General features: G+C 46.9%; 35 protein-coding genes and 1 riboswitch. Of the genes, 10 read left to right on the top strand and 25 right to left on the bottom strand.

Translation table 11 applies throughout. From position 1 onward, the window contains the following. Window positions 1-17: 17 nt before the first annotated feature. From ACFO4U_RS10030 to tenA, 6 genes are all read right to left on the bottom strand, one after another. Complete coding sequence (locus ACFO4U_RS10030) at window positions 18-1,583, bottom strand: GGDEF domain-containing protein (protein ID WP_215243576.1); 1,566 nt, start codon at window positions 1,581-1,583, stop codon at window positions 18-20. 114 nt (window positions 1,584-1,697) lie between these two features. Continuing rightward, window positions 1,698-2,336: an SDR family oxidoreductase gene (locus tag ACFO4U_RS10035; RefSeq protein WP_078147808.1), complete on the bottom strand. Its 639-nt coding sequence runs from the start codon at window positions 2,334-2,336 to the stop codon at window positions 1,698-1,700. A 24-nt stretch (window positions 2,337-2,360) separates the two neighbouring features. Next, window positions 2,361-3,002: a thiamine phosphate synthase gene (gene thiE / locus ACFO4U_RS10040; protein ID WP_214758038.1), complete on the bottom strand. Its 642-nt coding sequence runs from the start codon at window positions 3,000-3,002 to the stop codon at window positions 2,361-2,363. Further along, window positions 2,971-3,810 carry a bifunctional hydroxymethylpyrimidine kinase/phosphomethylpyrimidine kinase gene (gene thiD, locus ACFO4U_RS10045; protein WP_214687667.1) on the bottom strand — a complete coding sequence of 280 codons (840 nt, stop codon included), beginning with the start codon at window positions 3,808-3,810 and terminating at the stop codon, window positions 2,971-2,973. Before thiD ends, thiE begins: the two co-directional genes overlap by 32 nt. Continuing rightward, window positions 3,807-4,598, bottom strand: a complete 792-nt coding sequence (thiM, locus tag ACFO4U_RS10050; RefSeq protein ID WP_078147811.1) for a hydroxyethylthiazole kinase — start codon at window positions 4,596-4,598, stop codon at window positions 3,807-3,809. Before thiM ends, thiD begins: the two co-directional genes overlap by 4 nt. Beyond that, window positions 4,595-5,269, bottom strand: a complete 675-nt coding sequence (gene tenA, locus ACFO4U_RS10055; RefSeq protein WP_031421962.1) for a thiaminase II — start codon at window positions 5,267-5,269, stop codon at window positions 4,595-4,597. Before tenA ends, thiM begins: the two co-directional genes overlap by 4 nt. 90 nt (window positions 5,270-5,359) lie before the next feature. Next, window positions 5,360-5,464, bottom strand: a riboswitch (TPP riboswitch). Between the two features lie 137 nt (window positions 5,465-5,601). Between tenA and ACFO4U_RS10060 the strand changes: the two genes are divergently transcribed. Further along, window positions 5,602-5,997 (top strand): ion channel, encoded by a 396-nt coding sequence (locus ACFO4U_RS10060; protein ID WP_159563097.1) that lies wholly within the window; start codon window positions 5,602-5,604, stop codon window positions 5,995-5,997. Between the two features lie 8 nt (window positions 5,998-6,005). Here the strand turns inward: ACFO4U_RS10060 and ACFO4U_RS10065 are convergent, their stop codons facing one another. Genes ACFO4U_RS10065 through ACFO4U_RS10075 form a run of 3 tightly spaced genes read right to left on the bottom strand, consistent with a single transcriptional unit; the run spans window position 6,006 to window position 7,635 of the window. Beyond that, a complete protein-coding gene (locus ACFO4U_RS10065; RefSeq protein WP_012727577.1) occupies window positions 6,006-6,158 on the bottom strand; it encodes a hypothetical protein in 153 nt (50 codons plus the stop codon). 50 nt (window positions 6,159-6,208) lie between these two features. After that, the gene (locus ACFO4U_RS10070) at window positions 6,209-7,036 is read right to left on the bottom strand and encodes an aminoglycoside 6-adenylyltransferase (protein WP_215243575.1); all 828 of its coding nucleotides are present in this window, start codon (window positions 7,034-7,036) and stop codon (window positions 6,209-6,211) included. Beyond that, window positions 7,033-7,635 (bottom strand): pentapeptide repeat-containing protein, encoded by a 603-nt coding sequence (locus ACFO4U_RS10075; RefSeq protein WP_215243574.1) that lies wholly within the window; start codon window positions 7,633-7,635, stop codon window positions 7,033-7,035. The genes ACFO4U_RS10070 and ACFO4U_RS10075 overlap by 4 nt, the downstream gene beginning before the upstream one ends. Window positions 7,636-7,690: 55 nt before the next feature. On the opposite strand from ACFO4U_RS10075, the gene ACFO4U_RS10080 reads away from it, so the two are divergent. After that, window positions 7,691-8,140 carry an NUDIX hydrolase gene (locus ACFO4U_RS10080; protein ID WP_074035444.1) on the top strand — a complete coding sequence of 150 codons (450 nt, stop codon included), beginning with the start codon at window positions 7,691-7,693 and terminating at the stop codon, window positions 8,138-8,140. 2 nt (window positions 8,141-8,142) lie between these two features. Here the strand turns inward: ACFO4U_RS10080 and ACFO4U_RS10085 are convergent, their stop codons facing one another. Then, entirely contained in the window at window positions 8,143-8,820 is a 678-nt protein-coding gene (locus tag ACFO4U_RS10085; RefSeq protein WP_214690367.1) for a YjjG family noncanonical pyrimidine nucleotidase, read from the bottom strand. 109 nt (window positions 8,821-8,929) lie between these two features. Beyond that, a complete protein-coding gene (locus ACFO4U_RS10090) occupies window positions 8,930-9,265 on the bottom strand; it encodes a hypothetical protein (protein WP_074035440.1) in 336 nt (111 codons plus the stop codon). A gap of 127 nt (window positions 9,266-9,392) precedes the next feature. Between ACFO4U_RS10090 and ACFO4U_RS10095 the strand changes: the two genes are divergently transcribed. Then, window positions 9,393-10,850, top strand: a complete 1,458-nt coding sequence (locus ACFO4U_RS10095) for an aldehyde dehydrogenase family protein (RefSeq protein ID WP_215243573.1) — start codon at window positions 9,393-9,395, stop codon at window positions 10,848-10,850. A 37-nt stretch (window positions 10,851-10,887) separates the two neighbouring features. Here ACFO4U_RS10095 and ACFO4U_RS10100 read toward each other — a convergent pair whose 3' ends face one another. The 4 genes from ACFO4U_RS10100 to ACFO4U_RS10115 all read right to left on the bottom strand — a co-directional run bounded on the left by ACFO4U_RS10100 (window position 10,888) and on the right by ACFO4U_RS10115 (window position 12,920). Next, complete coding sequence (locus tag ACFO4U_RS10100; RefSeq protein WP_031421951.1) at window positions 10,888-11,226, bottom strand: zinc ribbon domain-containing protein YjdM; 339 nt, start codon at window positions 11,224-11,226, stop codon at window positions 10,888-10,890. Window positions 11,227-11,292: 66 nt separating this feature from the next. Beyond that, entirely contained in the window at window positions 11,293-11,805 is a 513-nt protein-coding gene (locus ACFO4U_RS10105; protein ID WP_031421949.1) for a GNAT family N-acetyltransferase, read from the bottom strand. Window positions 11,806-11,897: 92 nt separating this feature from the next. Next, window positions 11,898-12,227: a four-helix bundle copper-binding protein gene (locus ACFO4U_RS10110; RefSeq protein ID WP_012727586.1), complete on the bottom strand. Its 330-nt coding sequence runs from the start codon at window positions 12,225-12,227 to the stop codon at window positions 11,898-11,900. Window positions 12,228-12,308: 81 nt separating this feature from the next. Continuing rightward, entirely contained in the window at window positions 12,309-12,920 is a 612-nt protein-coding gene (locus ACFO4U_RS10115) for a protein kinase family protein (protein ID WP_215243572.1), read from the bottom strand. 148 nt (window positions 12,921-13,068) lie between these two features. On the opposite strand from ACFO4U_RS10115, the gene ACFO4U_RS10120 reads away from it, so the two are divergent. The 3 genes from ACFO4U_RS10120 (at window position 13,069) to ACFO4U_RS10130 (ending at window position 16,479) form a co-directional block, all read left to right on the top strand. Beyond that, complete coding sequence (locus tag ACFO4U_RS10120) at window positions 13,069-13,965, top strand: aldo/keto reductase (protein WP_215243571.1); 897 nt, start codon at window positions 13,069-13,071, stop codon at window positions 13,963-13,965. 285 nt (window positions 13,966-14,250) lie between these two features. Further along, a complete protein-coding gene (locus tag ACFO4U_RS10125) occupies window positions 14,251-15,516 on the top strand; it encodes a hypothetical protein (RefSeq protein WP_215243570.1) in 1,266 nt (421 codons plus the stop codon). A gap of 105 nt (window positions 15,517-15,621) precedes the next feature. After that, window positions 15,622-16,479, top strand: coding sequence for a pirin family protein (locus ACFO4U_RS10130; protein ID WP_215243569.1), 858 nt, complete (start codon window positions 15,622-15,624; stop codon window positions 16,477-16,479). A 39-nt stretch (window positions 16,480-16,518) separates the two neighbouring features. Here the strand turns inward: ACFO4U_RS10130 and ACFO4U_RS10135 are convergent, their stop codons facing one another. The 4 genes from ACFO4U_RS10135 to ACFO4U_RS10150 are packed head-to-tail and all read right to left on the bottom strand — an operon-like array spanning window position 16,519 to window position 18,183. Further along, entirely contained in the window at window positions 16,519-16,824 is a 306-nt protein-coding gene (locus ACFO4U_RS10135; protein ID WP_047794750.1) for a hypothetical protein, read from the bottom strand. A gap of 4 nt (window positions 16,825-16,828) precedes the next feature. Further along, window positions 16,829-17,302, bottom strand: coding sequence for a GNAT family N-acetyltransferase (locus tag ACFO4U_RS10140; protein WP_214690362.1), 474 nt, complete (start codon window positions 17,300-17,302; stop codon window positions 16,829-16,831). Further along, window positions 17,302-17,601, bottom strand: coding sequence for a hypothetical protein (locus ACFO4U_RS10145; protein WP_215243568.1), 300 nt, complete (start codon window positions 17,599-17,601; stop codon window positions 17,302-17,304). Before ACFO4U_RS10145 ends, ACFO4U_RS10140 begins: the two co-directional genes overlap by 1 nt. 57 nt (window positions 17,602-17,658) lie before the next feature. Beyond that, window positions 17,659-18,183, bottom strand: a complete 525-nt coding sequence (locus ACFO4U_RS10150; protein ID WP_214690360.1) for a GrpB family protein — start codon at window positions 18,181-18,183, stop codon at window positions 17,659-17,661. A gap of 152 nt (window positions 18,184-18,335) precedes the next feature. On the opposite strand from ACFO4U_RS10150, the gene ACFO4U_RS10155 reads away from it, so the two are divergent. Then, complete coding sequence (locus ACFO4U_RS10155; protein WP_078147954.1) at window positions 18,336-18,881, top strand: TraR/DksA C4-type zinc finger protein; 546 nt, start codon at window positions 18,336-18,338, stop codon at window positions 18,879-18,881. A 44-nt stretch (window positions 18,882-18,925) separates the two neighbouring features. Here ACFO4U_RS10155 and ACFO4U_RS10160 read toward each other — a convergent pair whose 3' ends face one another. Further along, a complete protein-coding gene (locus ACFO4U_RS10160; RefSeq protein WP_215243567.1) occupies window positions 18,926-19,909 on the bottom strand; it encodes a M23 family metallopeptidase in 984 nt (327 codons plus the stop codon). A gap of 348 nt (window positions 19,910-20,257) precedes the next feature. Further along, complete coding sequence (locus ACFO4U_RS10165) at window positions 20,258-21,046, bottom strand: GNAT family N-acetyltransferase (protein WP_214690357.1); 789 nt, start codon at window positions 21,044-21,046, stop codon at window positions 20,258-20,260. A gap of 50 nt (window positions 21,047-21,096) precedes the next feature. On the opposite strand from ACFO4U_RS10165, the gene ACFO4U_RS10170 reads away from it, so the two are divergent. Next, a complete protein-coding gene (locus tag ACFO4U_RS10170) occupies window positions 21,097-21,561 on the top strand; it encodes a GNAT family N-acetyltransferase (protein ID WP_214690356.1) in 465 nt (154 codons plus the stop codon). Here the strand turns inward: ACFO4U_RS10170 and ACFO4U_RS10175 are convergent. The 3 genes from ACFO4U_RS10175 to ACFO4U_RS10185 all read right to left on the bottom strand — a co-directional run bounded on the left by ACFO4U_RS10175 (window position 21,550) and on the right by ACFO4U_RS10185 (window position 23,513). Beyond that, window positions 21,550-22,140, bottom strand: coding sequence for an NUDIX hydrolase (locus ACFO4U_RS10175; RefSeq protein ID WP_215243566.1), 591 nt, complete (start codon window positions 22,138-22,140; stop codon window positions 21,550-21,552). The two genes, ACFO4U_RS10170 and ACFO4U_RS10175, sit on opposite strands and share 12 nt — an antisense overlap. Then, entirely contained in the window at window positions 22,137-23,141 is a 1,005-nt protein-coding gene (locus ACFO4U_RS10180; protein WP_215243565.1) for a S66 family peptidase, read from the bottom strand. Before ACFO4U_RS10180 ends, ACFO4U_RS10175 begins: the two co-directional genes overlap by 4 nt. Before the next feature lie 63 nt (window positions 23,142-23,204). Next, window positions 23,205-23,513 (bottom strand): hypothetical protein, encoded by a 309-nt coding sequence (locus tag ACFO4U_RS10185; protein ID WP_031421923.1) that lies wholly within the window; start codon window positions 23,511-23,513, stop codon window positions 23,205-23,207. 142 nt (window positions 23,514-23,655) lie between these two features. Here ACFO4U_RS10185 and ACFO4U_RS10190 point away from each other — a divergent pair, with 142 nt between their 5' ends. Beyond that, window positions 23,656-23,970 (top strand): hypothetical protein, encoded by a 315-nt coding sequence (locus tag ACFO4U_RS10190; protein ID WP_196431405.1) that lies wholly within the window; start codon window positions 23,656-23,658, stop codon window positions 23,968-23,970. Window positions 23,971-24,043: 73 nt separating this feature from the next. Then, window positions 24,044-24,829 carry an SDR family oxidoreductase gene (locus tag ACFO4U_RS10195; protein ID WP_074035413.1) on the top strand — a complete coding sequence of 262 codons (786 nt, stop codon included), beginning with the start codon at window positions 24,044-24,046 and terminating at the stop codon, window positions 24,827-24,829. Between the two features lie 35 nt (window positions 24,830-24,864). Here ACFO4U_RS10195 and ACFO4U_RS10200 read toward each other — a convergent pair whose 3' ends face one another. Beyond that, the gene (locus tag ACFO4U_RS10200) at window positions 24,865-25,659 is read right to left on the bottom strand and encodes a GNAT family N-acetyltransferase (RefSeq protein WP_196431406.1); all 795 of its coding nucleotides are present in this window, start codon (window positions 25,657-25,659) and stop codon (window positions 24,865-24,867) included. Window positions 25,660-25,695 lie beyond the last annotated feature (36 nt).

Below are 25,695 nucleotides of genomic sequence, written 5' to 3' on the forward strand. Positions count from 1 at the left end.
ACACTACTATTTTCCCTTTATTTCGGACCATGTAACGCCTCGTCATAGATGGCGTAATCATTTTTTCCATCTTGCTTGATCTGATACATCGCCTGATCCGCTTTATGGATCAACGTGTCTAAATTTGTTCCTTGGTCGGGAGCATGACTGACCCCAATACTCGCACGGATTGGAATCGTCACATCGGACGTGTGGTAAGGGTTTTGATTTAACGTCATCTGAAGTTCGTGAATAAATGCAAGCACTTCCGATTCTGTTAAATCCACTAAATAAATATAAAACTCATCCCCGCCAACACGAGAGGCCAAGCCAACGTCTCGTGTCGACGCTTCCAGCAATCCACCCAAATGAGTTAAGAAATAATCTCCAATCTGGTGACCGTACGTATCATTGACTGCTTTAAAACCGTCCAAATCAATAATCAATAAAGACAGCATCGAGGAACTAAGCAACGCCTGGTCTGCGCGTTCATAAAATGCACGTCGGTTCGCCAGCTTCGTCAGTGGGTCATGATAGGCAAAGAATCGGATTGTTTGCTCGGCCTCTTTAAACGAGTGGACATCCCGAATGATAATCATCCCGTGAATCGTGCGGTCGATATCGACAAAATCACCATCGATGACGACGTAAAGCTCTTGCCCAGACTTTGTCATAATCTTCGTTTCAAACTCTATAAACTTTTTACGTGTCCGAAAATGTTGGCTGTAGTGTTCCATCCACTCTGCTTTTTTCTTTTCTGGCAACAAATCGATAAACCGTTCATTCACGACACGGACCGTATGAAACAATGTTCGCGCAGCAGGATTCGCACTTTCCACTTTTCCATCGGGATCAATCAATAAGATGGCAGATGGATTCAAGTTATACAGTGTCCCAAATCGTTTCACGTAAGAGGTTAAGAAGTCTAAACGATTCATCGCGATGACCAACGCGACTGCCCAAACGAGTCCTCCATACATATAAGAGTACGGCGGAATGAACCCGCGGAATTGAAAATAACCGAAGACAACATCCCACAACAATACGACATTCGCCGTCCAAAAGAGCATGCGCAACACGCGTTGGTGTTCTCTTCGTTCCGCACGCTTCAATGCATAAAAAATGAGACCAATAATCAATAGATGAAAAATGTTTCCGACGGTCAACGTAATCAAATACGATGAGTTGAACTCAGGATAAATCCAAATGCCTACTTGTTCAAACTGTTGACTGTTGATGATATTCTCCTGACGGACATACGTCAACACAACAGGAATCAATGGTAAATAGACGACCCATGGATACAACCACTTCGGTGCCTTTGCGCCGACGCCTGTGATACTTAATATGAAATGAACAGAGAAGATAAAAATGAAAATCCCAGCGTTCCCAAACCAATAGGCAATGAGTGCCGGACTGTATTCAATCGGCGATAGATGGCGGACAAATTCAGCCAAGAAGAGCATCGAATAACCGAACACAAACAGGCTCAGCAAACGATGCTCGACTTTATTCGGATTTCGTTGAAAGACATTGAGTGCTAAAAAGCCGAGTAAAAATGACGGCAACAAATAGACCGCCAGATAAATGAACATCTCGGTCATGCGGAACCTCCTCACCTGTTCGTATTCTTCTATTTCGTTATCCTGCGTTCTTTTCCCTCTTTAACGCGACAAAAAACGGGATGGTTTTCTCATCCCGTTTTTGATGTCACACACTTATAGCGTTTCTTCGATTGGGGTATCCCCTTTGATCAAATCAATTGCTTTGTTCTGCACGTTTGAATGGTTATGAAGGACATGCACCAAGAATGATGCGACGTCTTCGCGTGGAATCTCTCCACTTCCCTCGAATTTCGTGTTCACTTTGCCCGTTCCCGCATCATCTGTCAATGCACCCGGACGAACAATCGTGTACGTGAGTCCACTCTGTTCGAGTAAACGATCTGCATGATGCTTCGCTACGTAGTACGGCTTCATCGAATCTGGCCAAGCTGAGCGATCCTCCGCTTTCAAGGCACTGACCATGACGAAGTGTTTGATGTTCCCGTTCGCTTGTGCTGCTTCGATACTCTTCGCTGCACCGTCTAGGTCGATCAAGAGTGTCTTGTCTGCTCCAGTACTTCCACCAGAACCTGCCGCGAATACGATAACATCCATTCCATCAATCGCTTTTTGCAAATCATCTACTGAACCTTCGAGGTCACCGAGTACCGCATTGTACCCTTTTGACTTAAAATCCTCGAGTTGTTCTTCTTTACGCACCATCGCCGTGACGTGATGCTTTCCTTCCTTGTGTAACTTCTCCACCAATTGATGGCCAATTTGACCGTTTGCACCGATTACAAATACGTTCATCTGTCTTCCTCCTCAAAAATGAATTCAGAGACAAGCGAAACGCCGGGTAGCCGTTGCTACATCCGGTGCAGAAGCAATGGCAGAAATGACGGCAACGCCGTCTGCCCCGTCACGAATGATTGAAGGCACATGCTCTGGACGAATACCTCCGATCCCCACAATCGGAAGCAGTGGATAGTGATGGCGAACTTGTTGAATCAGTTCCGTGCCACGCACATGTCCTGCATCCAGTTTACTTTGCGTCTCATGAATCGGACCAATGCCGACATAATCTGCAAATGGAAGAGCCGTTCTGACTTCCTCCATCGTATGGACAGACACCCCCAACCATTTATCTGGTCCTAGCCGTTCTCGAACCTGTTTGGCAGGTAAGTCGTCTTGTCCGACGTGAATGCCATCCGCGTCAATCGCGAGCGCCAAGTCGACGTCGTCATTGATGATGAACGGAACACCCATTTCTCGACACAGACGGTGGAGCGTCCTTGCCATTGCTTCTTTTTCATCTCCATACAATGAATCTTTACCTTTTTCGCGAAATTGAAAACATGTCACACCACATCGAAGAGCCGTTTTGACGGTCGCTACCAAATCAGATGTGTCCGTCGTTCCACACACAAAGTAAAGGCGAAGCTGCTTAGCGAGCGCTTGTTTCGTACATGACGTCAACGGTAATCACCTCTTCTTTCGCTAAACGATGTCCCCAATGATTCGTCGGTCCATGCCCCTGTCCAAGCGATAGTCCATGTGCAATCGCCTGATGAATAAACTGCTTCGCATCTACGACGGCTTGGCGTAGTGTCTTCCCATACGCTAGTTCGGCCGTCAATGCGGCAGAGAACGTACATCCCGTCCCGTGCGTATCTTTCGTTTGGATTCGAGGTGCTTTTACACAGAACGTTTCAGTCTCGCTCATAATCAAATCAACGGCTTCCACATCATCCGTATGCCCACCTTTGATAATGACGGTATCGACACCAAGTGCTCGAATCGCCTGTGCGGCTTTCATACGGTCTGCCTCGGTTCGAATTTCCATTCCTGCCAGCACTTCTGCTTCAGGAATATTTGGGGTCACGATGGTCGCCTGTGGTAGCAGCTTCGTGCGCAGTGCTTCGACTGCACTAACTTGCAACAAGGAAGCGCCACCTTTCGCCACCATGACCGGATCGACTACTACATGTTCGAAACGATATCGTTCGAGCCCCTTCGCTACCGCTTCAATTCGTTCAGCGTCCACCAACATCCCGGTTTTACAGGCGGTGATGTTAAAATCATCCGCTACCGCATCAATTTGTCGGATAATCATTTCCGTGGAAATCGCCTCGATTCCATGGACCCCAAGTGTGTTTTGAGCGGTAATCGCAGTCAACACACTCGTCCCGAACACACCGAGCTCTTGAAACGTTTTAAGATCGGCTTGAATACCGGCCCCTCCTCCTGAGTCAGATCCTGCAATCGTCAATACTTGCGGTCTCATGATGTCGACACCTCAATTCGATTCGTCGGAATGGTATGCTGTGCCAATTGATGGAGCGCATTTAAAAAGTGAATCGGGAAGTCTCCCGGTCCTTCCGCCCGTTCACTCGCCAACTCACCGCAATAGGCGTAGCCTGACATGGCGGTCACCGTCGCTTTAAGGGTGTTCTTTTCGACTGCTAAGCAAGCCCCTACCACTGCACTGAGTAAACATCCTGTACCGGTCGTCTCGGTCATGCGTTTCGTCCCGCCATGTATTTCCATAACGACGTTCCCGTCGCTTACCATATCTTCTTTTCCAGTCACGGCCACGACACATCCGTATCGTCTCGCTGCTTCAAGCGCCAATTGTCGAGGCTCGCATGCACCGTCACCAGCATCGACACCACGAGCCGCCCAATCGACGCCAATCAATGTCGCAATCTCTCCTGCATTCCCTCGAATGACCGATACACGAACATGACGCAAAATGCGTTCGACCACATCTCGTCGAAATGACGTCGCTCCGACACCGACCGGGTCGAGTATAATCGGGCATCCCGCTTCGTTCGCAGCCTGACCTGCGCGAATCATCGTCGCTTCCGTCATCGTTCCAAGTGTACCGATGTTAAGTACGAGCGCATCGCTCACGAATGTCATCTCCGCTACTTCTTCGATTGCATCCGCCATGACAGGAGAGGCGCCGATGGCGAGCAATCCATTCGCCGAAAAGTTCGCCACGACCGTGTTCGTGATATTGTGAATCAATGGCGCCTGCTGTCGAATCTCGTTCCAAATCTCATGTCTCATTGGTTGACCTCCTGCGACAATGTCCACGACTCAAGCGTCCACGCCATTTCCCAAAAAGCGACTTCGTAATAGCAACTCTTCAAGAATAGTTTCGTATAGCGCACGCGCTCTTCTTCTGTCGCTTGACCAGCCAGTTCATCCAAACGATCAATTTGCTCTTCCACCAGCTCACGGAACCACTCCGAACCATACGTCGCAATCCAAGCCGAATAAATCGGATGATCAGGACGCTTGTCTTTAAGACGTTCTCCAATCTCGTAATACACCCAATAACACGGAAGGATTGACGCCAATACGTCCCCGAGAGTCGGTCCTGCCTGTTGCATATGAAGGGCATATGCATAAGCGGTCGGTGCTGGCTCAAATGTCGCCAATTCGACATCCGTCACGTTGAGCATCGTAAAGAACTCTCGATGAAGGGAGAGTTCCGCCTCAATCGTGTGTAGCGCATGCGTCAAAAAGCGGCTCGATAGTTCCATCGTCGGAGCGAGGGTTGCCCCTTTGGCCTGCACTTTTGAAAACTGATTCAAATAGTATGAGTCTTGCATGACGTAATGTCTGAATTTCTTCTCATCGAGCGTCCCTTCTCCGAGTGAACGAACAAATGGGTGATGAAAGCTTGCCTCAAACAATCCATCCGCCTCTTGACGTAAGTGATCTGTAAATTTCATAATAACTCCCCCTTATAAACTGATAAAAAAGACGCCGCCTCCCATAACGGAAGCGGCGTCTCGAACAATCATATCTAGGTGAAGCCATATGAGTCGTCTCGCCCACTTCCCTACGCTAGCGTGAACTAGATCAGGTTCGAAGGGTCTGGACCATGTCCATCTCAGCCGCGTGACGCGACTCCCCTAGTGGCAAACATTATGAAATTCAGTCGTCTTCGACCACATTCTATCAATCTTTTCATCAATTGCAAACCTTTTCTGATTCCGTTTCCTATTCTTCGTTACGGGAATGGGTAAGTGACTCTGTTCATACTGAAAAGGATGTGTAGAGATTGAATACCATTTTATTGACGATTGCCTTACTGTTCATCAGTTTGAACGTATTTTGGTTTTTCAAACGTCGAACGTACAAGCAAACAGGATTTGATGGAAGATTGTTCACTCAGTTGTTCGTCAGCCTATTCGGTGTCATGTTAGGATTCACATTGATTTATTATGCACTGTCTCGTGATTCAGTCATTCTCGTGACTTCACTCGAATCCATGAATGCCGTCGAACCGACTTGGGAAAATTTATTGTATTTTAGCGGTGTCACTTTACTTTCGATTGGCTTTGGTGATTTGTTACCGGTCGGTTTAACCCGATTATTCGCTATCATCGAAGGAGCCATCGGTATTTTGTTACCGAGTGCCTTCTTCATCAAATCGATTTATCAAAAAGACAAGTGAAAATCTTCCTATCGTCCCGTGATGAGTAAAAACATATTAAATGCAACAAGACCAAGGGGAAGCATCGCAACCAGAATGATCGGCCATTTCTTTAGACGAATGCCGACAAAGAGGACCAGACTCCCAACAAGTAGGGCAATAAATGTCGTGTATGGATTCATGAAAAAACGCTCCTTTCTCTATAAGGAGCGTTTCCCGGCTCTCGCCGTCATTAATCGTTTGAATGTCGAAGTGTTGCACATGCGGCACGAACGCGTCTGGCTTCCTCTTCTCGAAACACGAAATCCCCTTGTTCGGCGACACGTTGTGCACAAAAGAAGAAGAGCGACTGCAACCGATCATGTGTATCTTCAATGGCACTCAACTCAGCTGAAGCGTATGTTGCCGTGAGCATCTCCCATAACTCTTCTGGCAAATGGTCGCGGATCCCGTCACCGGACTTCCCTAGATTCACGGAGAATTCCGTCGCATAGCCAATGTTCCACTCCATCATCTGACGGAGCATATTCCGCATGATATCGAGGTGGTCGAGCGCGTATAACACCTGGTGTCGCTTGATTCCTTTGACAACATAAAGTGACACCCACCAAAACTCATTCCAACATGCCGCATACTCGTCAGCAGACGGACGTTTCACGCGATACGACAGGTCAGAAGGCGTGACGACCGGATGATGATCTCGGTCAAAGATTATTTGACTGAGCGAGTCGGCTTCAAGCATGGTTTCAAGTTGATCCACACTTCGAATCGTCAAATCAATCCGATGTCCGTCCACATATTGCACTAAAAACGTTATATGTCGTTCGGAATCAGTCGTTTCAGGTGTCTGCATGATCAAGACCTCTCCAAACGTGTCAATCCATGAGCGATCGACCGCAACCGCTCGGACGTCTTCCACATAAAAGGCAAGGTCGACATCCTGATACGGGTCTGGTCGGATGTTCGGATTGACGAGTGAGCCGTTCAAGACGACCGTTCGAATCTGTTCACGTTCTTTTGCGAACGCAGTCAACTGCTCAATGATTTGTTCTGGTTTCATTCTACAATCGCCCCCAATGAGCGCGCGACTTGAATCGCCTGCATCGCGTCTAGTTTTGTTTGTTGTAACGTCACGTTCGAAAAATCAACCCCATCGACAAGTGCTTCTCTGAAGTCGGCGCCACGGCACACCGCATGTTGAAGTGTCGCCCGTGACAAGTCCGCCTGATGCCAAACCGTTTCGGTCAAGTCCGTTCCATACAGGTCCGCCTCGACCAAACGAACGTGGGACCAATCCATCTTCTTGAGCGACACGTGACGAAGGTTGACGAATGACCAATCCCCTTCCGTTACCCGGACGCCTTCAAACTGACTCTCCTCAAAGGAAGATCCCGTCATTTTACATTGCTCAAACTCACTCATGAACAAATTGGCACCATGGAATTGACAGTTTAAAAATGAACTCCCGACATGACGGGACGCATTCCATTTTGAATCCGTGAAGTCGCAGTTGATGAACTGACAGCGTTCCGTCTGTAGTTCCGTCGCATCGACGTATGTGAAGCGACAGTTCTCGAACGTGACGTGTGACAACACTTCGTCACGGAGTGTCACGTCACGAAAATTTTCATCTCGATATTGCGTATGTGGTTGAAACATATGATCCCTCCTTCAGGTATACTAGAACAGATTACAATGATTGGAAGTGATATAGATGGATCTCGTATTTCCTACTGAACACGGCGTTTTCAATTACCGCGTTGCTGGTATTTTTGTGAAAGACGGTCACTTATTGATTCACCGAAACATCCGAGATGACTTTTGGGCATTACCCGGGGGGCGCGTCACGCTCGGTGAAGAAGCCGCAACCGCCCTCGCACGCGAGCTACATGAAGAGTTGAACATGCACGTGACTGATACCACGTTCGCTTTCGTGCACGAGAACTTATTTACGTACAACAATCAGCCGTTTCATGAGATTGGACTGTACTTTTATGTAGACGGTGACCTCCCGCTCCAAGACGGAGACTTTTATGGACCTGAAGGAGATCACCTGATTTATCGTTGGATAAAGCTTGACCGTCTACAAGACGTCACGCTTTATCCGGAAATACTCGCTCAACTCCCGAACCGTTTGCCAACTCATTCACTCAATCCAGCTTGAACTTAGAGTAGCGATTTCAACTCGTTTAAATGTCGAATCTCATACGTTGACTCAATCGTCGCAGCCACTTCGTTCGGATTGAACCAGCACGTATCCAAACCATACATCCGCCCACCGGCGATGTCTGCCGTGACCGAGTCACCGATAATCAAACCTTTCTCTGGCGCTACATTCGGGATTCGGTCGAAGACGTAGTCGAAAAACGGTTTCATCGGTTTTTGCGAGCCGGTCGCATCCGATACGAAGACATCTTGGAAGTACGGCAATAGTCCAGATGACTCTAACCGTTTGAATTGCGTCTCCGTCACACCGTTTGTGACGATATAGAGCGGATAATCGTTGCTCAGCTTTCGCACGACCTCCAAAGCACCATCAACCATGTGCACGCCTGCATGTAAATAGTCTCGATATTGCTGTTCGACATATGGTCCATCGACCGTGAGACCGAGCGAATCGAACAGTTTCGTGTGACGACCGATGAGCACTTCTTCCCGGTCCACTTCGCCGCGCTCAAACGCACGCCACAGGTCCGTGTTGATGTCGACATAGCGCGACTTCACTTCATCCGTCATCCGGACGTTGTAGGATGCAAGTAACTGTTCCAAGGCGACATGTTCACTTTGTTTAAAATCTAGTAGTGTGTCATCAATATCAAATAAAATCGCTTCATAACGTTTCATATTTCTTTCTACCCCCTCTCTTCGTCTTAACTGTACAGGAAGTAGAAACGAACATCAAAAAAGGGAGATATGCCGTATCCCCCTCTCAATGTCTATTAGATGACTGGTTTTATTTTTGAGCTCCATAATTAATCAATATCACGAGTACCCCAATCAATATCGCGACCGACCATGCGTGAACAACCCCACTGAGCGTTAACGGCTTGAAGAAGTATCCCCAATCGTTCTCAAACAAGTAGGCCAAATAAACCGACACACCATACGATCCAAGCAAGAAAGCTAATACAAAGCGTATTTGCAAATGCCTCAAAGATTGTTTTGTTACCCACCAAATGATCACCGGTACAATCAAATATCCAAATGGAAAACCCCATACATAATCCATTGCCGCCACAAAAAATGCCCAAGGCACGAAGAGGAATAAACTCACACAGCAAGTTTTCATCGTCTGCTCCTAAACTTGTTGAATTTACTTGATTCAAGTTTACCAAATCCAATACATTGATATGTTTATTTTTCTAAAACAAGTGAATACTTCTTATGGTGAAGAAAAAACAAAGGAGTGTTCAAATATGCATACAGATTTTACGAACATGTACATCAATGGTGAGTGGGTAAATGGATCAAGTGAAAAGTCGATCGACAACGTCAATCCATTCTCGAACGAGACTCTCTTCTCGATTCAATCAGCGGATGAAGAGGACTTGAATCGTGCTTATGAAGCAGCGAAAGCGTCTCAGACGGACTGGGCCGACATGCTTCCACAAGCACGACGTGAGTTGATTGAGAAGTTTGCCCAGCTGACGATGGACAACAAAGACTTTATCGTCGACTGGCTCGTGAAAGAGTCCGGTAGTACACGTATCAAAGCAGAGAGTGAGTTCGCTGCATCAATGGCAATCATCAAAGAAGCCGCGACGTTCCCTTTCCGTATGGACGGGCTCATCAAACCTTCGATCGTTCCGAATAAAGAGAACCGGGTATATCGCAAACCACTTGGGGTCATCGGCATCATCAGCCCATGGAACTTCCCGTTCCACTTGGCTGTCCGTTCAATCGTGACAGCTCTCGCGACGGGGAATACGGCCGTCGTCAAACCGGCTACGGCGACACCAGTCACGGGTGGTCTCCTATTCGCATCCCTCTTCGAAGAAGCAGGACTTCCAAAAGGTGTGCTCAACGTTGTCGTCGGACGAGGGTCTGAAATCGGGGACGCCATCGTCGAACACCCAATCCCGCGCCTCATCTCGTTCACAGGTTCGACCGAGGTCGGTCAAGGGATTGCGGAAAAGGCAGGTCGTTTGTTGAAGAAAACAGCACTTGAACTCGGTGGGAATAACGTGTTTGTCGTTCTCGATGATGCCGACCTCGACCGTGCCGTCGAATCAGCCGTCTATAGCAAGTTCTTCCACCAAGGACAAATCTGTATGTCGACGAACCGAATCCTCGTCGCCGAGTCGATTCATGACGAATTCGTGGAGCGCTATGTCGAGCGCGTTAAACAGTTGAAAGCGGGTGACCCGAATGAAAAAGATACACAAGTCGGCCCGCTCATCGACCACGATCAAGTCAATCGCATCTTAGACCAAATCGAGAAAACGGTTGATGCCGGCGCGACCGTTCATACTGGCGGGACAGCGGACGGCAACGTCCTCGAACCGACCGTCCTCAGTGGCGTCACGAATGACATGCCGCTCGCGAAAAACGAAATATTCGGTCCGGTCGCGGTCATCCTTTCGTTTAAAGATGACGAAGAGGCTGTTCGTCTTTCGAACGAATTACCGTACGGATTGAGCGGTGCCGTTCATGGCTCGGTTTACCGTGCAACCAATTTTGCACGAAAAGTCGAAACTGGCATGATTCACGTCAACGATCAGTCGGTCAACGATGAACCGCACATGCCGTTCGGAGGCGAGAAAAACTCTGGTCTCGGACGCTTCAACGGTGAATGGGTACTCGAAGAGTTCACGACGCTTCAATGGGTGTCCATCATGCATGAACGTCGCGAGTACAAACCGTTCTTCTCGTAATACAAAAAGTGTTTCGGCAACTCGCCGAAACACTTTTTTAGATTTTCTTCACGAACTCCGACTTCAGTTTCATCGCACCAAGTCCCTCGATTTTACAGTCGATATCATGGTCACCTTCCACGAGTCGAATCCCCTTCACTTTCGTTCCTTGTTTGACGACAAGCGAGGTTCCTTTCACTTTCAAATCCTTGATCACGGTGACAGTGTCTCCGTCTTGAAGCGGGTTTCCGTTCGCATCTTTGATTTGTGACGCTGCTTCTGCTTCTGCCGCCTCACTCGGTGACCATTCATAGGCACATTCTGGGCATACAAGCAACGGGCCATCCTCGTACACATAAGATGATTGGCATTTTGGGCAATTCGGGTACTCAGTCATTCTATTTCCTCCATTCGATTCACTCGTTCCAGTATATCGTATGGTGGCTCCATCTTTCTAGACCGTTCACTCTTCGGTAGGCGATGCAGGACCTTCTAAATCAAGTTGATAAAACGATAAATCGAGCCATTTGCCGAATTTATATCCGGCATTTCGAATCGTACCGGAATGAACGAATCCAACTTTTTCATGCGCACGGATACTCGTCACGTTCGATGCGTCAATTCCACCAATCACCGTTTTCATTCCTCTCACTTCGGCGATACGGATGATTTCTTTTAACAGTTTGTTGCCAATGCCTTTCCCGCGGTAACCGGGATGCACGTATACAGAATGTTCAACCGTATAATGGTACGCTGGCCACGGACGGAACGGACCGAACGTCGCAAACCCCATGACGACGTCATCCTCTACCCATACGATGATTGGACAATCTTGCTCTTTCTTCTCCTCATACCATGCCACTCGATTCTCGAGTGTCACCGGTTGATAGTGATAGACGGCCGTACTGTTTACAATCGCATCATTGTAAATATGTAAAATCATTTGAAGATCATCTCGTCGACAATTGCGAATCATCCCCATACCACCTTTTCGTTTTTTTCATTATACGAATCCCCTCTTCAAAAGACACGAAAAAAGTGACCGGTCCCATCAACCGGTCACTCAAATCATGCGGCCAAGCGGTCACACATTGAGGCGCATTCTGTACAAACTCTTGCGCATTCCTGGCAATGTGCGTGCTTATGTTTCCCGCACTCCTGTGCGCATGCTTTACAGATGACTGCACACGCTCGCGCGAGTTCAGGAACGAATGCCGAATCACGCGTCATCGCTTCCGCAAGAAACGCACAGGCAGCGGCACATTCCCGATCCAGTCGGATACAATCAACCATCATCTGTACATCTTTTTCTTCTAAACAAGATTCCAGACAATAGTTGCACGTTTCCACACATTCGTGGAGCATTTCGAGTTCGTTCGCATAGATACGATGAGCCATACATCATTCCCCTTTCGTTTCTTCTGCAATTTCGGACACGTTACTCCTGTTCCCTAATCGATAAAAGAAAAACGACCCGGCTCAAGAATCCGGATCGTTCACGAACCTGCGATACAAGTAAGCGATTCGATTCAGTAATGTCTCGTCATATTGTTTCGGCATGAAACGATAGCGATATAATCGATACATTCGTTTCAAGTCTTCCCACTGATGATCGATTTGTTGCCCTTGTCTGAAGCGTGCCAAATCAATCAAGAATATCTGTCCGTTTGGCGTCAAAATGATATTACGCAAGTGGACATCCGATGGTGTCAGTCCTAGTAAACGTGCCTGTCGAAGCGCTTCATCCACTACCTCGATGTAAGAAGGGTCAATCCAGACGCCTTCCGTCAGACACTCAAACAGCGTCTTTCCTTCGATGTAATCCATCACTAAATATGACGGACCAGAATCATAGCACTTCGGAAAGTAAGGGAGTCCCTTAAGTTTTTCATAGATTGCTGCCTCTTCGGTTGCGATTTGTTCATAACCTGGAAAGAACACTTTAATGACACGATTCTTTTCCTTTAAACGAAACACGGCCGCACTTCGTCCAATCCCATGTAAACGAAGATCTGGGTGCATCGAGGCTACCTGAAACGAGTCACCCACCTGTTCGAAGGTGACGTCCGCATATTGTTCATAGTCACTCATCTGTCACGCCTCTTTCCTATTTCTCTTCCCTCTCATCATAGCGCATACAAGCTCATTTGACGCCAAAACTGCTTGAGTAGGTGACAAGTGACGTCCATTCTCGTAAGACGTATAATGAAGAGCGACTGACAACCAAGGAGGAGTTATAATGCAACGTATCGCTTTGACAGAAGAATTATCATTCTCACGCATCGTCCATGGGATGTGGCGGCTCGCTGATTGGGACATGACCCCACAGGAACGCCTCACATTCATCGAACAATGTCTCGAGCTTGGCATCACGACATTCGACCATGCAGACATTTATGGCGGTTACACATGTGAAGGTTTATTTGGAGAAGCCTTAAAGTTAAAGCCTGAACTCCGAGACCAAATGGAGATCGTCACAAAGACAGGAATTAAATTGACGGGGTCATTTAACCCAGGTCAAACACTCAATTATTACGATACGACAAAAGAGCATATCATCGCGCAAGCAGAGCGTTCGTTAAAAGAGTTGGCCATTGACCACATTGATACATTACTCATCCACCGTCCAGATCCGCTGATGAATCCGGATGAAGTGGCCGAAGCCTTCATCATCTTGCGCGATAGTGGTAAAGTACGTGAGTTCGGTGTATCTAACCATGTTCCGGCTACACAGAACTTGCTTCAATCTCGCCTTCCATTCCAACTTGTGACGAATCAACTCGAACTCTCTCCGATGCAATTGAAACATTTTGAGGATGGATCGGTCGATTTGTGTCACGAAAAACGAATGCCACTTATGGCTTGGAGTCCACTAGCCGGTGGTCAACTCTTCGAAGATGAACAGTATGCACCCCTTCGTGAAAAACTCGAGGAAATTCGTGCACGTCACAATGCAAGCGGAATTGACTCGATTGTGTATGCATGGCTCGTCAAACACCCTGCGAACATTATGCCGATTATCGGATCCGGAAAAATTGAGCGCGTTCAGACAGGAGTCGACGCCCTTCAAATCGACCTCACTCGTGAAGAATGGTTCGAAATTTTGAAGTCGGCACGCGCTCGAGATGTTGATTGAAGGAAACTTCATCAAATAAATCCCACTGAATTATAAAGTGATAATTTAGAAGAATAATCGGCTTTTTTCAATGTCTCGTAATATCAACGTTTTTTCGTCAAAAATCGACATACAAAAAAGTTAAAAAGTAAAAATAAGTCATAAATGGTTTTATCCCCCGTCCAGTTCAAGTTGGACGGTTTTTTTGATTTTTTTTCGAAATAACAAATTAATTTTCCTAAGACTAAAGTCACAAAAAATTGGTGCTAGAATGGTGAAAGTGATTCATCGAAGGAGAGTACCGATGTGAAAAAGTACCTGATTTTCAGTACCCTCGTCATCCTGTTTTTCTTATTCGGATGCGAGGAAGAACGCGCACTCCGACTCCAACCCGCTCCTGAATATTATCAAGGACGTGCCCTGTTACCAAACGGACAACAAATTGAAATGCCCGAATCGGATCGTGCAGCGATTATCGAGTTATGTCAGCCTGACAACGCGATTCAAAGAATTCCAAGTGGTGAAAGACATTGGCTCGGGACGGTCACATTGAACCAACCGTTGACTGATGCCGCCACCGAATCTTCTTTTCCAACCGCAACTTTTTTCACTGTCGAAAATAAATCATATGTCCAATGTCAACTCGATTCCGTCACATATGCCACCGAAATTAACACGCTTCCTGAAAGTTTAAACGATGTTCAATATACGGCCGAACCTTATCCGGATGTTCCGAAATTCCGATTTGCTGAGCCCCATGAATATGAGCATTTCGCACAAGAGATGAAAAAGCCGATAGGTAATGAGCCCTATCCAGAAAGAAAAGGGATCGAGCATACACTTTTCCATATCACGATGCCTTTCAGTGGTGAATTTGAACTGACCTTTACATCGTCCGAAGCCAAAGACCGCCTCGTCATTCCTGTCGAATCAATAAGGCATCCCTATTTGTCACTCGGGCTCGGGACAGAAAAGTCTGATGAGGTGTTACAATACGCGATTTATACGAGCCGAGATCAAAATGACTATCAAGAAGTATTGCGACCGAAAGAAGCGCATATTTCACAAATGTTCGGAGCCAAAACAGCTCCGCAACTCCCTTCGGTTCTTGTACCGGGTCACGAGTATCCACTCTACAGTTTTACGTTCATGAAAAACGGAACGGCCCATCGTCAGAACGTCTCCTTGACGTATCATGAACCCAAGTTGTTGTATGGAAAAGAATTGAGTGAACAAATTCACGACAAATTAAGTAGTCAACGTCATGTCATTTTTCATGACTTGGCACTCCTTGGAACGGAATCAAAAGATGCCTCCTTCCTACAACATGTCGGTCAAGATGAAATGGAATTTATTTTTGGCGCCATCAAACGAGCTAACGCGACCGCCTATGCAGGCAAGACCGCTTCCACACCTTATGTGACCCTATTTCAAGGGATATGCGCCCAAACGTTTGATGTTAGCTATGATGGTGCAGATGTGTACGTGACCAATTCAGAGACAGGCGCCCATTTTAAGCTACTACGTGAGGATGCCATCAAGTGGTATAACCTGTTTGAACAAAACACTTAATCTGACAGATGCGAATGCGTCTGTCTTTTTGCATATTCATGAAGCAAATATAGTACGATGAGACACATTTTTTGGGAAGATAGGAAGGGAAAGGAGTGAATTTTTGTGACAAATCCATTTATACGTGACGTGAACCATCATTGGCGCGTTTCCTATCGACAAAACGGGTATCCCCATGTGCAACAGGGCTGGGTGTTACCTCCAGAACAAAAAGAGGAGTTCGATCCATTTATTTTGATGGCAGAAGACTGGTTCAAGCGTGGGACGTTTTCGGACCATCCCCATCGTGGGTTTCAAACAATCACGTATGTCATCGATGGTCGTCTAGAACATATTGATAATCATGGGGGACATTCGATTTTGGACGCCGGTGATGTTCAGTATATGAACGCCGGATGGGCCGCTAGACACGCCGAAGAAGCGGTTGACGATGATTTGATCCATACGCTGCAGCTCTGGTTGAATTTGCCGAAGTCGTTAAAAACAACAACCACTTCCTATCAGAACGTATACGTCGAGGACGCACCCCTCGTTCCTTTCGACGGCGGGCAGCTTCGTGTCTATTCCGGCGAAATTGTGGGTGTAAAAGGGCCGATGGAAAGTCTCGTCCCCATCACGATGACAGAAATAACGCTGAAAGAAGGTGGCGAATACGAACACATCTTGCCTGCGAATCATAACAGCTTTTTGTACGTACTCGCTGGTTCAATTGAAGTTGGGTCTTCCAAAATTCCGCTCAGTAAAACTGATGTGGCGACACTGACGTTCGATGAAACATCTGAAGCGATGAGCACACTTCAACTGAAGGCCACGACGCGTACACGGGTGCTCATCTATTCCGGAAAACCGATTCGCGAAGACTATATTGCGCATGGTCCATTCGTGATGAACACGGAAGAAGAAATCCGCCAAGCTTTCCGCGATTATCATAGCGGCAGGTTCGGTCCCCCAGCCGTCAAATAAACAAAGGGAGTCTCTCGACTTGAGAGCTCCCTTTTCTGATTATGATCGATCCGGTTGTAACACCGTCTGTTGTGTCGGAACATGACCAATCGGTACGGTCCGTTCGACGAGAACGTAACGCTTGCCCTCCACTTCAAACTTGCGGTCGCCAAGATAGTGAGCGCTTTTTCCATCTTCGTATAGTTTTGACAAGATAGCAGGTACGTACTCTTCTAGTTTTGTATAGTGCTCATCGAGGGTCATGACGATATTGCCCCCTTTATATCCGAGCCAGTAACTATAAAAGAACCAACCTAACGACAGAACTCCGAGAATACCAATTCCAATTGTAAGTAACTCCTCCATGATCTCATTCCTCCAATTTTTTCATGACAATCTGACGTTTTGGGGTGAACCCGATTTCGCTATAAAACGAGGCGGCATCCGTATTGCTCATCCAGTAATCTAGTTCAATCGATCTGAATTGGTGGTCAAGTGCCCATTGCTCCATCCATTCCATCACACGCCGACCGTAACCGTTCCGTTGATACATGGGGTCGATACTGATGTGATGAACATACACCACGCGAACAGCTTGGCGAAATGCGTTTGCTTCACCCACTTTCTCCTCGAACCATATGTAGCCGACAGGGGTCGCCTCTACTTCCATCACCATGAAATGATGACCCGGTTTCCCCACCAGCGTCAGAAAGGATTCATATATCTTCTCTTCCTCATATTCCGCAAAGTAATCTGAATTCATGCGAACATGATGTTCATGAATGGAACGATTCAATCGTGCGATGAGTCGGGCATCTGTTGTTGAGACGAACACACTGTCCATCAACCGTTAAATCCTGTGTGATTCCGATCTTCTATCACCCCATGTGGTTTTTCAGTCCCATGCAACAGATGCTCTTTCGAAGTCGAAGTCCCTTTCCCCTCTAAGCGACGTTGAAGTGGACGAGCCAGAAAGTGGCCAATCAAGAGCGAACTAGGTAAGACGAGAAAAAATGTACCGAGCAATGTCAACATGTACCCTTTGTCCGAGTCACCGGCAATCGCGCGAAGGACAAAGAACAGACCGACGAAGACAAGTGCGGCCAAAGCGTATTCCACACATTTCCCGAGAAATCTTTTCATATGACATCTCCCCCTTTAAGGTTTGATGTATTATACGACCATTTCCATAAAAAGGTTTCACGCGTCTTGATTTTCTTTATACCACTTCGTCGCCAACCGTTCCGTCTCGATGATCCAGTCATGCTTTCCTTGAATGTATCCTTCCATATCTTCTGGATGCTGTGCCGCAAGTTGAAGCTTCAGCTCACCATACGCATCGCGAACGTCAGGATAAGCTCGCAAGTAATCCCGGAAGGCAAGGTGTCTTATGACATCCGGATTCCCTTCTTCAAACACATGCACGTGAACCGTCCGTTCTTCTTCTCCTTTACGGAAATAGCGACGCTTCGGAATCCCATATTCACCAAGTCCACGGTACCCGAGTGCCTCCATCCGCTCCGTGTAGTCATCGACTCGTTCGATGTCCCGTACGACCGGCATCATGTCGATGATTGGTTTTGCCGCCAATCCTTCGACCGATGTACTTCCAATGTGATGGATCGCGACAAGCTCCTCTTCGAATAACCGACTCAATTTACCAGCCTCTTCTTCAAACTTTTGATTCCATTCTGGATTGTATTTCACTACTTCGACTTTTCTCATGATTCGTTCCTCCTTTTTTAAAAGAACTCTTTATTCTCATCATACCCTTTCTAAACATCGTTCGACATGAGGGATTCCACTTCAAATGGTTTGTACACAAATAAAATGGGAAACCTTATATTAATGACTTGAGAACTGGAGAGTGAATGGATATGTTGACTGAAGAACAAATCGAAACGTTTAAAAAACGATTATTGAAAGAAAAAGCAAAAACCGAAGGATACATGGATAATCGGGAAGAGACATATGATGAAGGAGAGCTCTCTCATTACGACAACCACCCTGCCGACTCGGGCGAAGAGCTCTTTTTACGAGAACGAGACCAAGCCCTTAATGAACTCGATGAAGAGTTCTTGAGTGACGTCGATAAGGCACTATTAGCCATTCAGAATGGGACGTATGGACAATGTGAGGTGTGTGGGAAAGACATTGAACTAGACCGTCTGGAAGTCATTCCAGAAGCCACCCTTTGCATCGAACACGCCCGGGCACAAGAAGAGGAAGAGCACGCGCATGAAGTCGATCGACCGGTCGAAGAAGACGTGTTGAACCCTAATGAGACAGCTCGACGCAAAGAGTTAGACGGAACGGATCAACCTGGTCAAAAAACGGACGCCTTCTCCCAAGTAGAAGACTACGGAAGCTCAGATACGATTGCCGACAGCGAGGGCAACCATGATCCTACGCGCGAACAGTAAAAAATGCCCTGACCTCATTCGAGAGGCTCAGGGCATCTGTCTGCTTAAAACGTGGCTTTTACCGGAGAAGCACCACCGAGGCGCTCTGCCAGTTTCATCGGGTCGACGGAATTCCCAGCTGAACTAGCCGAGAAATTGTAGTCCCCTTTATGAATCTCAAAGTGTAAGTGCGGACCTGACGAGTTGCCCGTGTTTCCGATTTGACCAATCGGTTCACCTTGGCGTACCGACTGACCTGTCTTGACATCCACTTTGTGCAAGTGTGCATACACGGTCGTCCATTTTTGACCGTCTACGTTGTGTTCGATTTGTATGTGGTTCCCATAAGGTCCACTCGAGCTGACTTTTGTCACCTTTCCAGCTTCCGCGGCGTATACAGGTGTGCCTGTTTTGGCAGCAATATCGAGACCGTTATGGAATGTGTATCCGAACTGTCCACTCGCCGAACCGAAACCTTGAGAGAGGCGACCTTCCGCCGGCATTAAGAACCGATCGGGTGCCATCGCTTCATACTGTTTCTTCAAATCACTCAACTGATTCGTTTGTTTCTTATATTGTTTCGACTTTTCGTCATACGACGCTTTCACGTCTTGACGTGTCGCTTCAATTTGCTCTTGTTCTTCTTTCAGTTGCTCCAATGCTTCATTTACTTGGTTTTTCTTTTCAACAAGCTCTTGATGTGCTTCTTCCGCTTCAGCGGCTTCCGCTTTCGCACTCGGCAACACCGAAGAAACGACTTTTGCGAAGAGCGACTGTTCTGCAGGAACGAGTGACTCCTCCACTTCTTCTAATTCTTTAGAAGTTCCTTCAATTTTATCTCGCAACGCCTCCGCCTTATGATTGACTTGCTTCAACTTCGTTTGAATGGCGTGAATGGATTGTTTCGTATCTTTAACCTGCTGCTTCGTTTGTTGCAATGACTTTTCCGTTTGAACGAGGTCTTGCGGGGACATGTTGTCGGCAGATGCGGTTTGTCCTTGGAATAAGAGAACACCAACACCCGCTGTCATGATGAGTTGTTTCCACATATATATAATAAACCCTCCAAATTAATACATTCATGAGCTTCAAAAAAGCTACATGTGCGAATATACCACTGGGGGTTAAAAATTTCAATATATGAAGTTTTTCATTTTCATGTCATACATGACAGCATGATGTGATATTTTCAAGTGTCACTTCACAAGGATTTCACTAGCGTTTTTTTGTATAGTATCCCACCCAGACGATACCACCGATGGAAAGGAGTGTTACACTCACACTAACTACTAGTATACCTCGCGACAGGTCGGGTGAAAGATTTGTTGTCAGCGCAATCAGGGTCGCGGTATTTCCACTAATCAGCGCAATGATACAGATGACCAACAACCGCTTCATCAAGCGTCCTTCACCATTTCAAATTGGGCAATCTCGTCTTGGACAAATCCCAATCGTCGTGCCGCTTCGACCCATTCAGGACGGTCTGATGTCAACGTGACATGAAGTGGCGATCGGCTCGCGGCCGCCCGCAATAGCCATTCCGCTTCTTCTGCTTGTCCAAAAACATCGAGCAAGACGTGATCGCGGTATAACAAAAATCCTATTCGATTCCCTTCTACGACTTTCACTAACTCAGCAGCTTGTTGGGTCACGCGCACATCGCGTTGCCAAATCGGAACGTGACTCGCCGCCGGATACAACTCATCAAATAACGTTTGAATCGGTTCATACGTCATGTCTGCGTTCGTTTCTAATGACACCGCTTGGAAGTAGAGGATTTCTCGAGTCGTTTCGTAACCTAGTCGTTCATAGAGAGACACTGCCGCATCATTGCCTTGAATGACTTCGAGTAAACGAGTGCCTACTGCCGCCTCTTCAAATCGTCTCATCAATTCGGTCGCGACTCCTGCTTTTCGGACATGTGGGGCGACAGCAAGTCCACCACAACGTGTCTGCCATCCTGAATCAAGATGTGCAATCCCGGTTAACACGACACCGACAGGTTCTTCACCATCATAGGCTACAATGGAACGGGACGGCTGATTTTGATCACGAACAAGAAAAACATCTTCGAACGTCTGCTCATCAAATTGAAACGGAATAATATAATCAGAAAAACCGCTCATAAACGCGCGGTATAAATCTTGTAATGGTGGATTTTGACGGTATGTAAACTGTGTCGACATATAATTCCCCTTTCTGAATGAAAATCAATAAAGCCCGAAGGAGACCCCTTATGAAAATTACGCTCGAATATCGAAATGATACGCATCAATCGATTCTCAATACGTTCGCACTACCGACGGACCAAGAAAAGTATACGACCCTGCCCAAAGACATGGATGACCCATTGCCCGATCGCATTTATCCGATTGTCATCGTCGCGTCAAAACCAGTTGGGATGTTCTTACTGCATGACAACGAACGCGTTGCTTCCTATACAACCGAGTCGAATGCCTTGCTCTTCTCCGCCTTTGCCATTAACCATGAGGACCAGGGGAAAGGCTACGCTAAAGCTGCACTCCAAGCACTTCCGCAGTTCGTAAAGCAACACTTCCCTCACATTCGTGAAATCGTCCTGTCGGTCAATCTTAAAAACGAAGCCGCTTTCTCCCTTTATACGAACGTTGGGTGGAGCGATACCGGACGTCGAATCGGTGGACCGATTGGCGAACAACGTATTCTTTCCTTAACGATTTGAGGCATCCATTCGTGTCAAACTCTCAAATATGTTTTGCCAGTAAGTCTGACGATGCGGAACTAAATCGGCTTGCGTGATTTGAACAAGATGATTCGTCATAAGAGAGCATCCTTCAATCGTACACATGCATCCTTCTGTCAGCGACCTCAGTTCATTTCTTTGAACAGCTACGACATCCATCACTTCCTGGTCGTCAAAATGAATCGGCTCACCTTGATAGACATAGCAATACGTATGTGCAAACTCGCGATCAAGAAACTCGTCCAGTTCAATCACGTCTTCAAAGATTCCCATAAAGGTGAGCTGTTCGAACGTCAATGACAGTCCGAGCTCTTCTTCAATTTCACGAACGCCATTCGCTATTGTCTCATCTGTTGCAAGGTGTCCCGCTGCCGTAATATCATATTTCCCGGGAAAATCCTGTTTCTCCATGCTCCTCCGCTGAAGATAGATGAGGTCTTCTTTCCAGAACCAGCAGTGGAACGTCTCATGCCAATCCCCGTCAACATGAACTTGATTTCGCTCCTTCTCCCCTATTTTCCGGTGATTCTCGTCAAAAATAGTGAGGTGCTCCTTCATTCCGACACCCCATCTTCTAAAAATCGGATAACCCCATTCGTCGTATCTAACTCAACTTGAATGCCAATCGGGAAAACGTGTGATGGAAACGTGTGACCGATATCGACATTCGTCAAAATCGGAAAATCTTTTTCTCCGATGATTTCAAGCAACAAGTCGTTGAATGAGAAGGGAGCTGATTGATTTTGAAAATGCTCGTGCTTCCCGATAATCAGACCCGAAATCTCATCAAACACACCCGCCAGCTTCAGCATACTAAGCGAACGTTCTTCTTCAGCCATCGTCTTAAACGAGTCTTCTAGGAATAGAATCGCGCCTTTCAAATCGGGATAATAATCCGACTTGAAGAACCCAGACATCGTGTTCAGATTCCCGCCAATCAACGTTCCTTGTGCCTTTCCATCCTTCAGAGAAATCCATCCTTCATTCGGTTGGAACGTCTTGACACGTTGTTGTGTCGACCAATCGAGCATCTCTTCCGTCCATTCATCAGGGATATGTAACTGAAACGGAGCCGTTCGTTCTAAACAGAGAATGTCTTTGACATATTGCTCCCCCGTCTCGAACATCCCTCCGTATTCACCAAATGAGGGGACGATTGCCGGACCGTAAAATGTGACGACGTCCGTTTTGGCATAACAGGCCATCAAGATTGCCGTGACATCACTATATCCCATGATGATTTTAGGATGACGTCGGAGTTGTTCATAATCGATATATGGTAACACCGAGTTCGAATTTGTTCCACCGATTGTACTGATGATGGCTTTCACTTCAGGATCATGTAAAAATGCGTTTAGTTCGTCAGCACGATCCCGAATGGACGAGGACCGATATCCTTCTGTTTTATATGTACACGTGCCCTCTTTCACCTTGAATCCCATCCGCTTGAGCTGTTCAACCCCACGTTGGTAACGCCCCTCAAACTGAACAGGTGCCGGAAAAGAAGGCGTAATGATCCCTATCGTATCCCCCACTTGCAACATTGGCGGTTTAATCATGATCCCCACTCCCTCACAACATCATTATGACCGCATTATACCGTAGGAGTGGTAAGTCATGCTTCAAAATAAATCAGGGTCTTCTGATAACGTTCTCACTTTTCGAACTTTCGCCGGGCGTCCTGTCCATCCGAGTGCAACAAAGAAAAATGCACCTGCGAGTACGCCGAATAAAGCGGTCAACCCTACTTGAATCCCAACAAATCCATACTGTTCTCCAAGTTTCACGAGGAAGAGCGGTGCAAACAGACAAGTCATACTGAGTGAAAAAAGACCTCCCCATACTCGTCGCTTTGCATTACCAATGGTGAACCAACCGAACGCGATCCATACACAAGCAACCAATCCTAGCGCACCAACCATCATCCACATGCCCACACCTCACCTTTTCGTTTTCCTTTCTATTCCCCATTTTTCTTGTGATTCCTACTATTTTTTCAAGTAATGAGAGAATTTCCGGGTAAAGGTAAATTAGACAAGATGCGAAACGGGACAACAAAGGAGTGAGGTGTGCATGCGTTCACGATTAACCTTTGCCTTAATCTTTCTCGGTCTTTTTTTAGTCGCCGTTTATTGGATGAGCACGTGGAATGACAACTTAGTCGAGGGACAGATTGAACGAGTCGATATCCCCCAAATATTGATTGAATCTACCGGATCCTCGGAAGAAGTCACATTGCGCGTCGTCTTGATCAATGATCAAACCGAAGTCACCGGCATCGTCAATAGCGTACAAGGGTTACAGAGCGGACAACTGGTGACAATCGAGGTCATCCCGACGGATTCGAATTTGAACATCGCACGCACCATCGAAGTCAACGCTCCATGATTTTTTGAAATGAAGCGTAACTTTTCCAGAACTGTGGAATATGAGAACAGAATCATAAAAAGGAGTGATCGGATTGATTTCAAATAAATTACTATCTGGAAAAGTAGCTTTTGTGACCGGGGCAGCCTCCGGAATCGGACGTGCCGCGGTCATCCGCTTCATTCAAGCCGGAGCGAAAGTCGCCATTGTCGATTTGAATGAAGAAGATGCGATGCGTCTCGCAAGCCTTGTCGGGGAAGAACGCGCCATCGGCATCAGTGCAGATGTGTCAGATGAATCTGCAATGAAAGAGGCCTACGAACGGACAATGGAACGATTTGGTCAACTCGATATCGTCTTCGCTAACGCCGGTCGAAACGGGACCATCACACCGATCGAACATTTATCATTGGATGATTGGAATGGAGTGGTGGAGACGAACCTCACGGGAACCTTTTTGACCGTCAAACATGCTATTCCCCATTTGAAAGAGAATGGCGGTAGTATCATTATCACTTCATCGATTAACGGGAACCGCTATTTTAAAAATTTCGGATTCAGTGGCTACGCGACGACGAAAGCAGGTCAAACCGGCTTTGCGAAAATGGCTGCTGCGGAACTCGCTCAATTCGGGATTCGTGTCAATTCCATCTGTCCCGGGGCCATCGATACGAATATTGACGATTCGACCAATCGAGACGATGCGTTGCTCGAAGAAGTCGTTATTCCAATCGAATATCCACTTGGGAATCAACCGCTTGCCGGAAAATCGGGCTCCGCGAAACAAGTCGCCGATGTCGTCTTATTTTTCGCGAGCAACATGTCGAGCCACGTGACCGGCTCTGAAGTATACGTCGATGGGGCTGAATCGCTCTTGTAATCGAAAAGCAGGTCACCTCACCCGAGGCGACCTGCTTATTTAAGGATTGGACTTTTCATGACCGCTTTTTGATAGAACGGCTGAAATCCAAGCCGTTCCATATTGCGACCAGACGCCGAATCGACTTTCGTCGTAACCGTCAACAGATTGCATCCAAGTGCTTTCGCTTCGGCAATTCGTTCCAAAATAAGTTGTGTCTGGTACCCTTTTTGCCGATACGTCGGAACGGTGCTCGTCAGAAACAACTCTCCAATCCCGTCTTGCGTGGCTAAAATCCCACCCGCTACGACAGCATCCTCTTCTCGCACGAGATAAGCATGATTACTCGGTAGTGCGTAAAAGCCTTTGGCTGTATCGACCGTCTCTTGAAGGATTGTGCCCGACTCGGCGAATCCAGCCGCAACGGCGTATGCCCACTCATGGAGTGTCTCATCCTTCACTTTTTCGACCTGAGTCGGTACAGATGTGGAGGCATGCTGTGTCAAATCCAACGTCCATACGTCCAAAAAATGATCGAGCGTGTAGTTACGTTCTTGCAATAAGCGGAGCAAGGAGTCTTCCGCTAATGGACAAACCTCAATATGTAGACGCGAGACATTTTTCCCGCGTACCCATTTTTCCATTTGATGCAGGTCGTAAAAGCTTGTCGGCCGATTCAATCCAAATCCGACCGCAAAACTCATATTTCCCATTTTGAACACATGCCCTTTTCCTTCTACGTGTAGTTCCGCACCTTCATAGGGAGGGGTTTGTTTACGATGTCGAATGTAAGCAGACGTCCCCTCTGCTTTGATGCGTTCGATACGCCTTGCCAATTCTAAACGTTTCACGCTCTTCCCTCCCTTGTATATTCCATGTTGAGTGTA

The organism is Exiguobacterium profundum, assembly GCF_042652865.1.
Taxonomy (GTDB): Bacteria; Bacillota; Bacilli; order Exiguobacteriales; family Exiguobacteriaceae; genus Exiguobacterium; species Exiguobacterium profundum.

Excerpts from the sequence above, each read along its gene's own strand:
- ACFO4U_RS10085 (WP_214690367.1), bottom strand. The coding sequence starts at position 8,820 with ATGAAACGTTATGAAGCGATTTTATTTGATATTGATGACACACTACTA.
- thiM (WP_078147811.1), bottom strand. The coding sequence starts at position 4,598 with ATGAGACATGAGATTTGGAACGAGATTCGACAGCAGGCGCCATTGATT.
- ACFO4U_RS10105 (WP_031421949.1), bottom strand. The coding sequence starts at position 11,805 with ATGATTCGCAATTGTCGACGAGATGATCTTCAAATGATTTTACATATT.
- ACFO4U_RS10115 (WP_215243572.1), bottom strand. The coding sequence starts at position 12,920 with ATGAGTGACTATGAACAATATGCGGACGTCACCTTCGAACAGGTGGGT.
- ACFO4U_RS10135 (WP_047794750.1), bottom strand. The coding sequence starts at position 16,824 with ATGGAGGAGTTACTTACAATTGGAATTGGTATTCTCGGAGTTCTGTCG.
- thiD (WP_214687667.1), bottom strand. The coding sequence starts at position 3,810 with ATGAGACCGCAAGTATTGACGATTGCAGGATCTGACTCAGGAGGAGGG.
- ACFO4U_RS10030 (WP_215243576.1), bottom strand. The coding sequence starts at position 1,583 with ATGACCGAGATGTTCATTTATCTGGCGGTCTATTTGTTGCCGTCATTT.
- ACFO4U_RS10120 (WP_215243571.1), top strand. The coding sequence starts at position 13,069 with ATGCAACGTATCGCTTTGACAGAAGAATTATCATTCTCACGCATCGTC.
- ACFO4U_RS10175 (WP_215243566.1), bottom strand. The coding sequence starts at position 22,140 with ATGAAGGAGCACCTCACTATTTTTGACGAGAATCACCGGAAAATAGGG.
- tenA (WP_031421962.1), bottom strand. The coding sequence starts at position 5,269 with ATGAAATTTACAGATCACTTACGTCAAGAGGCGGATGGATTGTTTGAG.
- ACFO4U_RS10140 (WP_214690362.1), bottom strand. The coding sequence starts at position 17,302 with ATGGACAGTGTGTTCGTCTCAACAACAGATGCCCGACTCATCGCACGA.
- ACFO4U_RS10100 (WP_031421951.1), bottom strand. The coding sequence starts at position 11,226 with ATGACTGAGTACCCGAATTGCCCAAAATGCCAATCATCTTATGTGTAC.
- ACFO4U_RS10110 (WP_012727586.1), bottom strand. The coding sequence starts at position 12,227 with ATGGCTCATCGTATCTATGCGAACGAACTCGAAATGCTCCACGAATGT.
- ACFO4U_RS10155 (WP_078147954.1), top strand. The coding sequence starts at position 18,336 with ATGTTGACTGAAGAACAAATCGAAACGTTTAAAAAACGATTATTGAAA.
- ACFO4U_RS10070 (WP_215243575.1), bottom strand. The coding sequence starts at position 7,036 with ATGAAACCAGAACAAATCATTGAGCAGTTGACTGCGTTCGCAAAAGAA.
- ACFO4U_RS10090 (WP_074035440.1), bottom strand. The coding sequence starts at position 9,265 with ATGAAAACTTGCTGTGTGAGTTTATTCCTCTTCGTGCCTTGGGCATTT.
- ACFO4U_RS10160 (WP_215243567.1), bottom strand. The coding sequence starts at position 19,909 with ATGTGGAAACAACTCATCATGACAGCGGGTGTTGGTGTTCTCTTATTC.
- ACFO4U_RS10145 (WP_215243568.1), bottom strand. The coding sequence starts at position 17,601 with ATGAAAAGATTTCTCGGGAAATGTGTGGAATACGCTTTGGCCGCACTT.
- ACFO4U_RS10065 (WP_012727577.1), bottom strand. The coding sequence starts at position 6,158 with ATGAATCCATACACGACATTTATTGCCCTACTTGTTGGGAGTCTGGTC.
- ACFO4U_RS10080 (WP_074035444.1), top strand. The coding sequence starts at position 7,691 with ATGGATCTCGTATTTCCTACTGAACACGGCGTTTTCAATTACCGCGTT.
- ACFO4U_RS10170 (WP_214690356.1), top strand. The coding sequence starts at position 21,097 with ATGAAAATTACGCTCGAATATCGAAATGATACGCATCAATCGATTCTC.
- ACFO4U_RS10150 (WP_214690360.1), bottom strand. The coding sequence starts at position 18,183 with ATGAGAAAAGTCGAAGTAGTGAAATACAATCCAGAATGGAATCAAAAG.
- ACFO4U_RS10035 (WP_078147808.1), bottom strand. The coding sequence starts at position 2,336 with ATGAACGTATTTGTAATCGGTGCAAACGGTCAAATTGGCCATCAATTG.
- ACFO4U_RS10075 (WP_215243574.1), bottom strand. The coding sequence starts at position 7,635 with ATGTTTCAACCACATACGCAATATCGAGATGAAAATTTTCGTGACGTG.
- ACFO4U_RS10165 (WP_214690357.1), bottom strand. The coding sequence starts at position 21,046 with ATGTCGACACAGTTTACATACCGTCAAAATCCACCATTACAAGATTTA.
- ACFO4U_RS10190 (WP_196431405.1), top strand. The coding sequence starts at position 23,656 with ATGCGTTCACGATTAACCTTTGCCTTAATCTTTCTCGGTCTTTTTTTA.
- ACFO4U_RS10180 (WP_215243565.1), bottom strand. The coding sequence starts at position 23,141 with ATGATTAAACCGCCAATGTTGCAAGTGGGGGATACGATAGGGATCATT.
- ACFO4U_RS10185 (WP_031421923.1), bottom strand. The coding sequence starts at position 23,513 with ATGTGGATGATGGTTGGTGCGCTAGGATTGGTTGCTTGTGTATGGATC.
- ACFO4U_RS10095 (WP_215243573.1), top strand. The coding sequence starts at position 9,393 with ATGCATACAGATTTTACGAACATGTACATCAATGGTGAGTGGGTAAAT.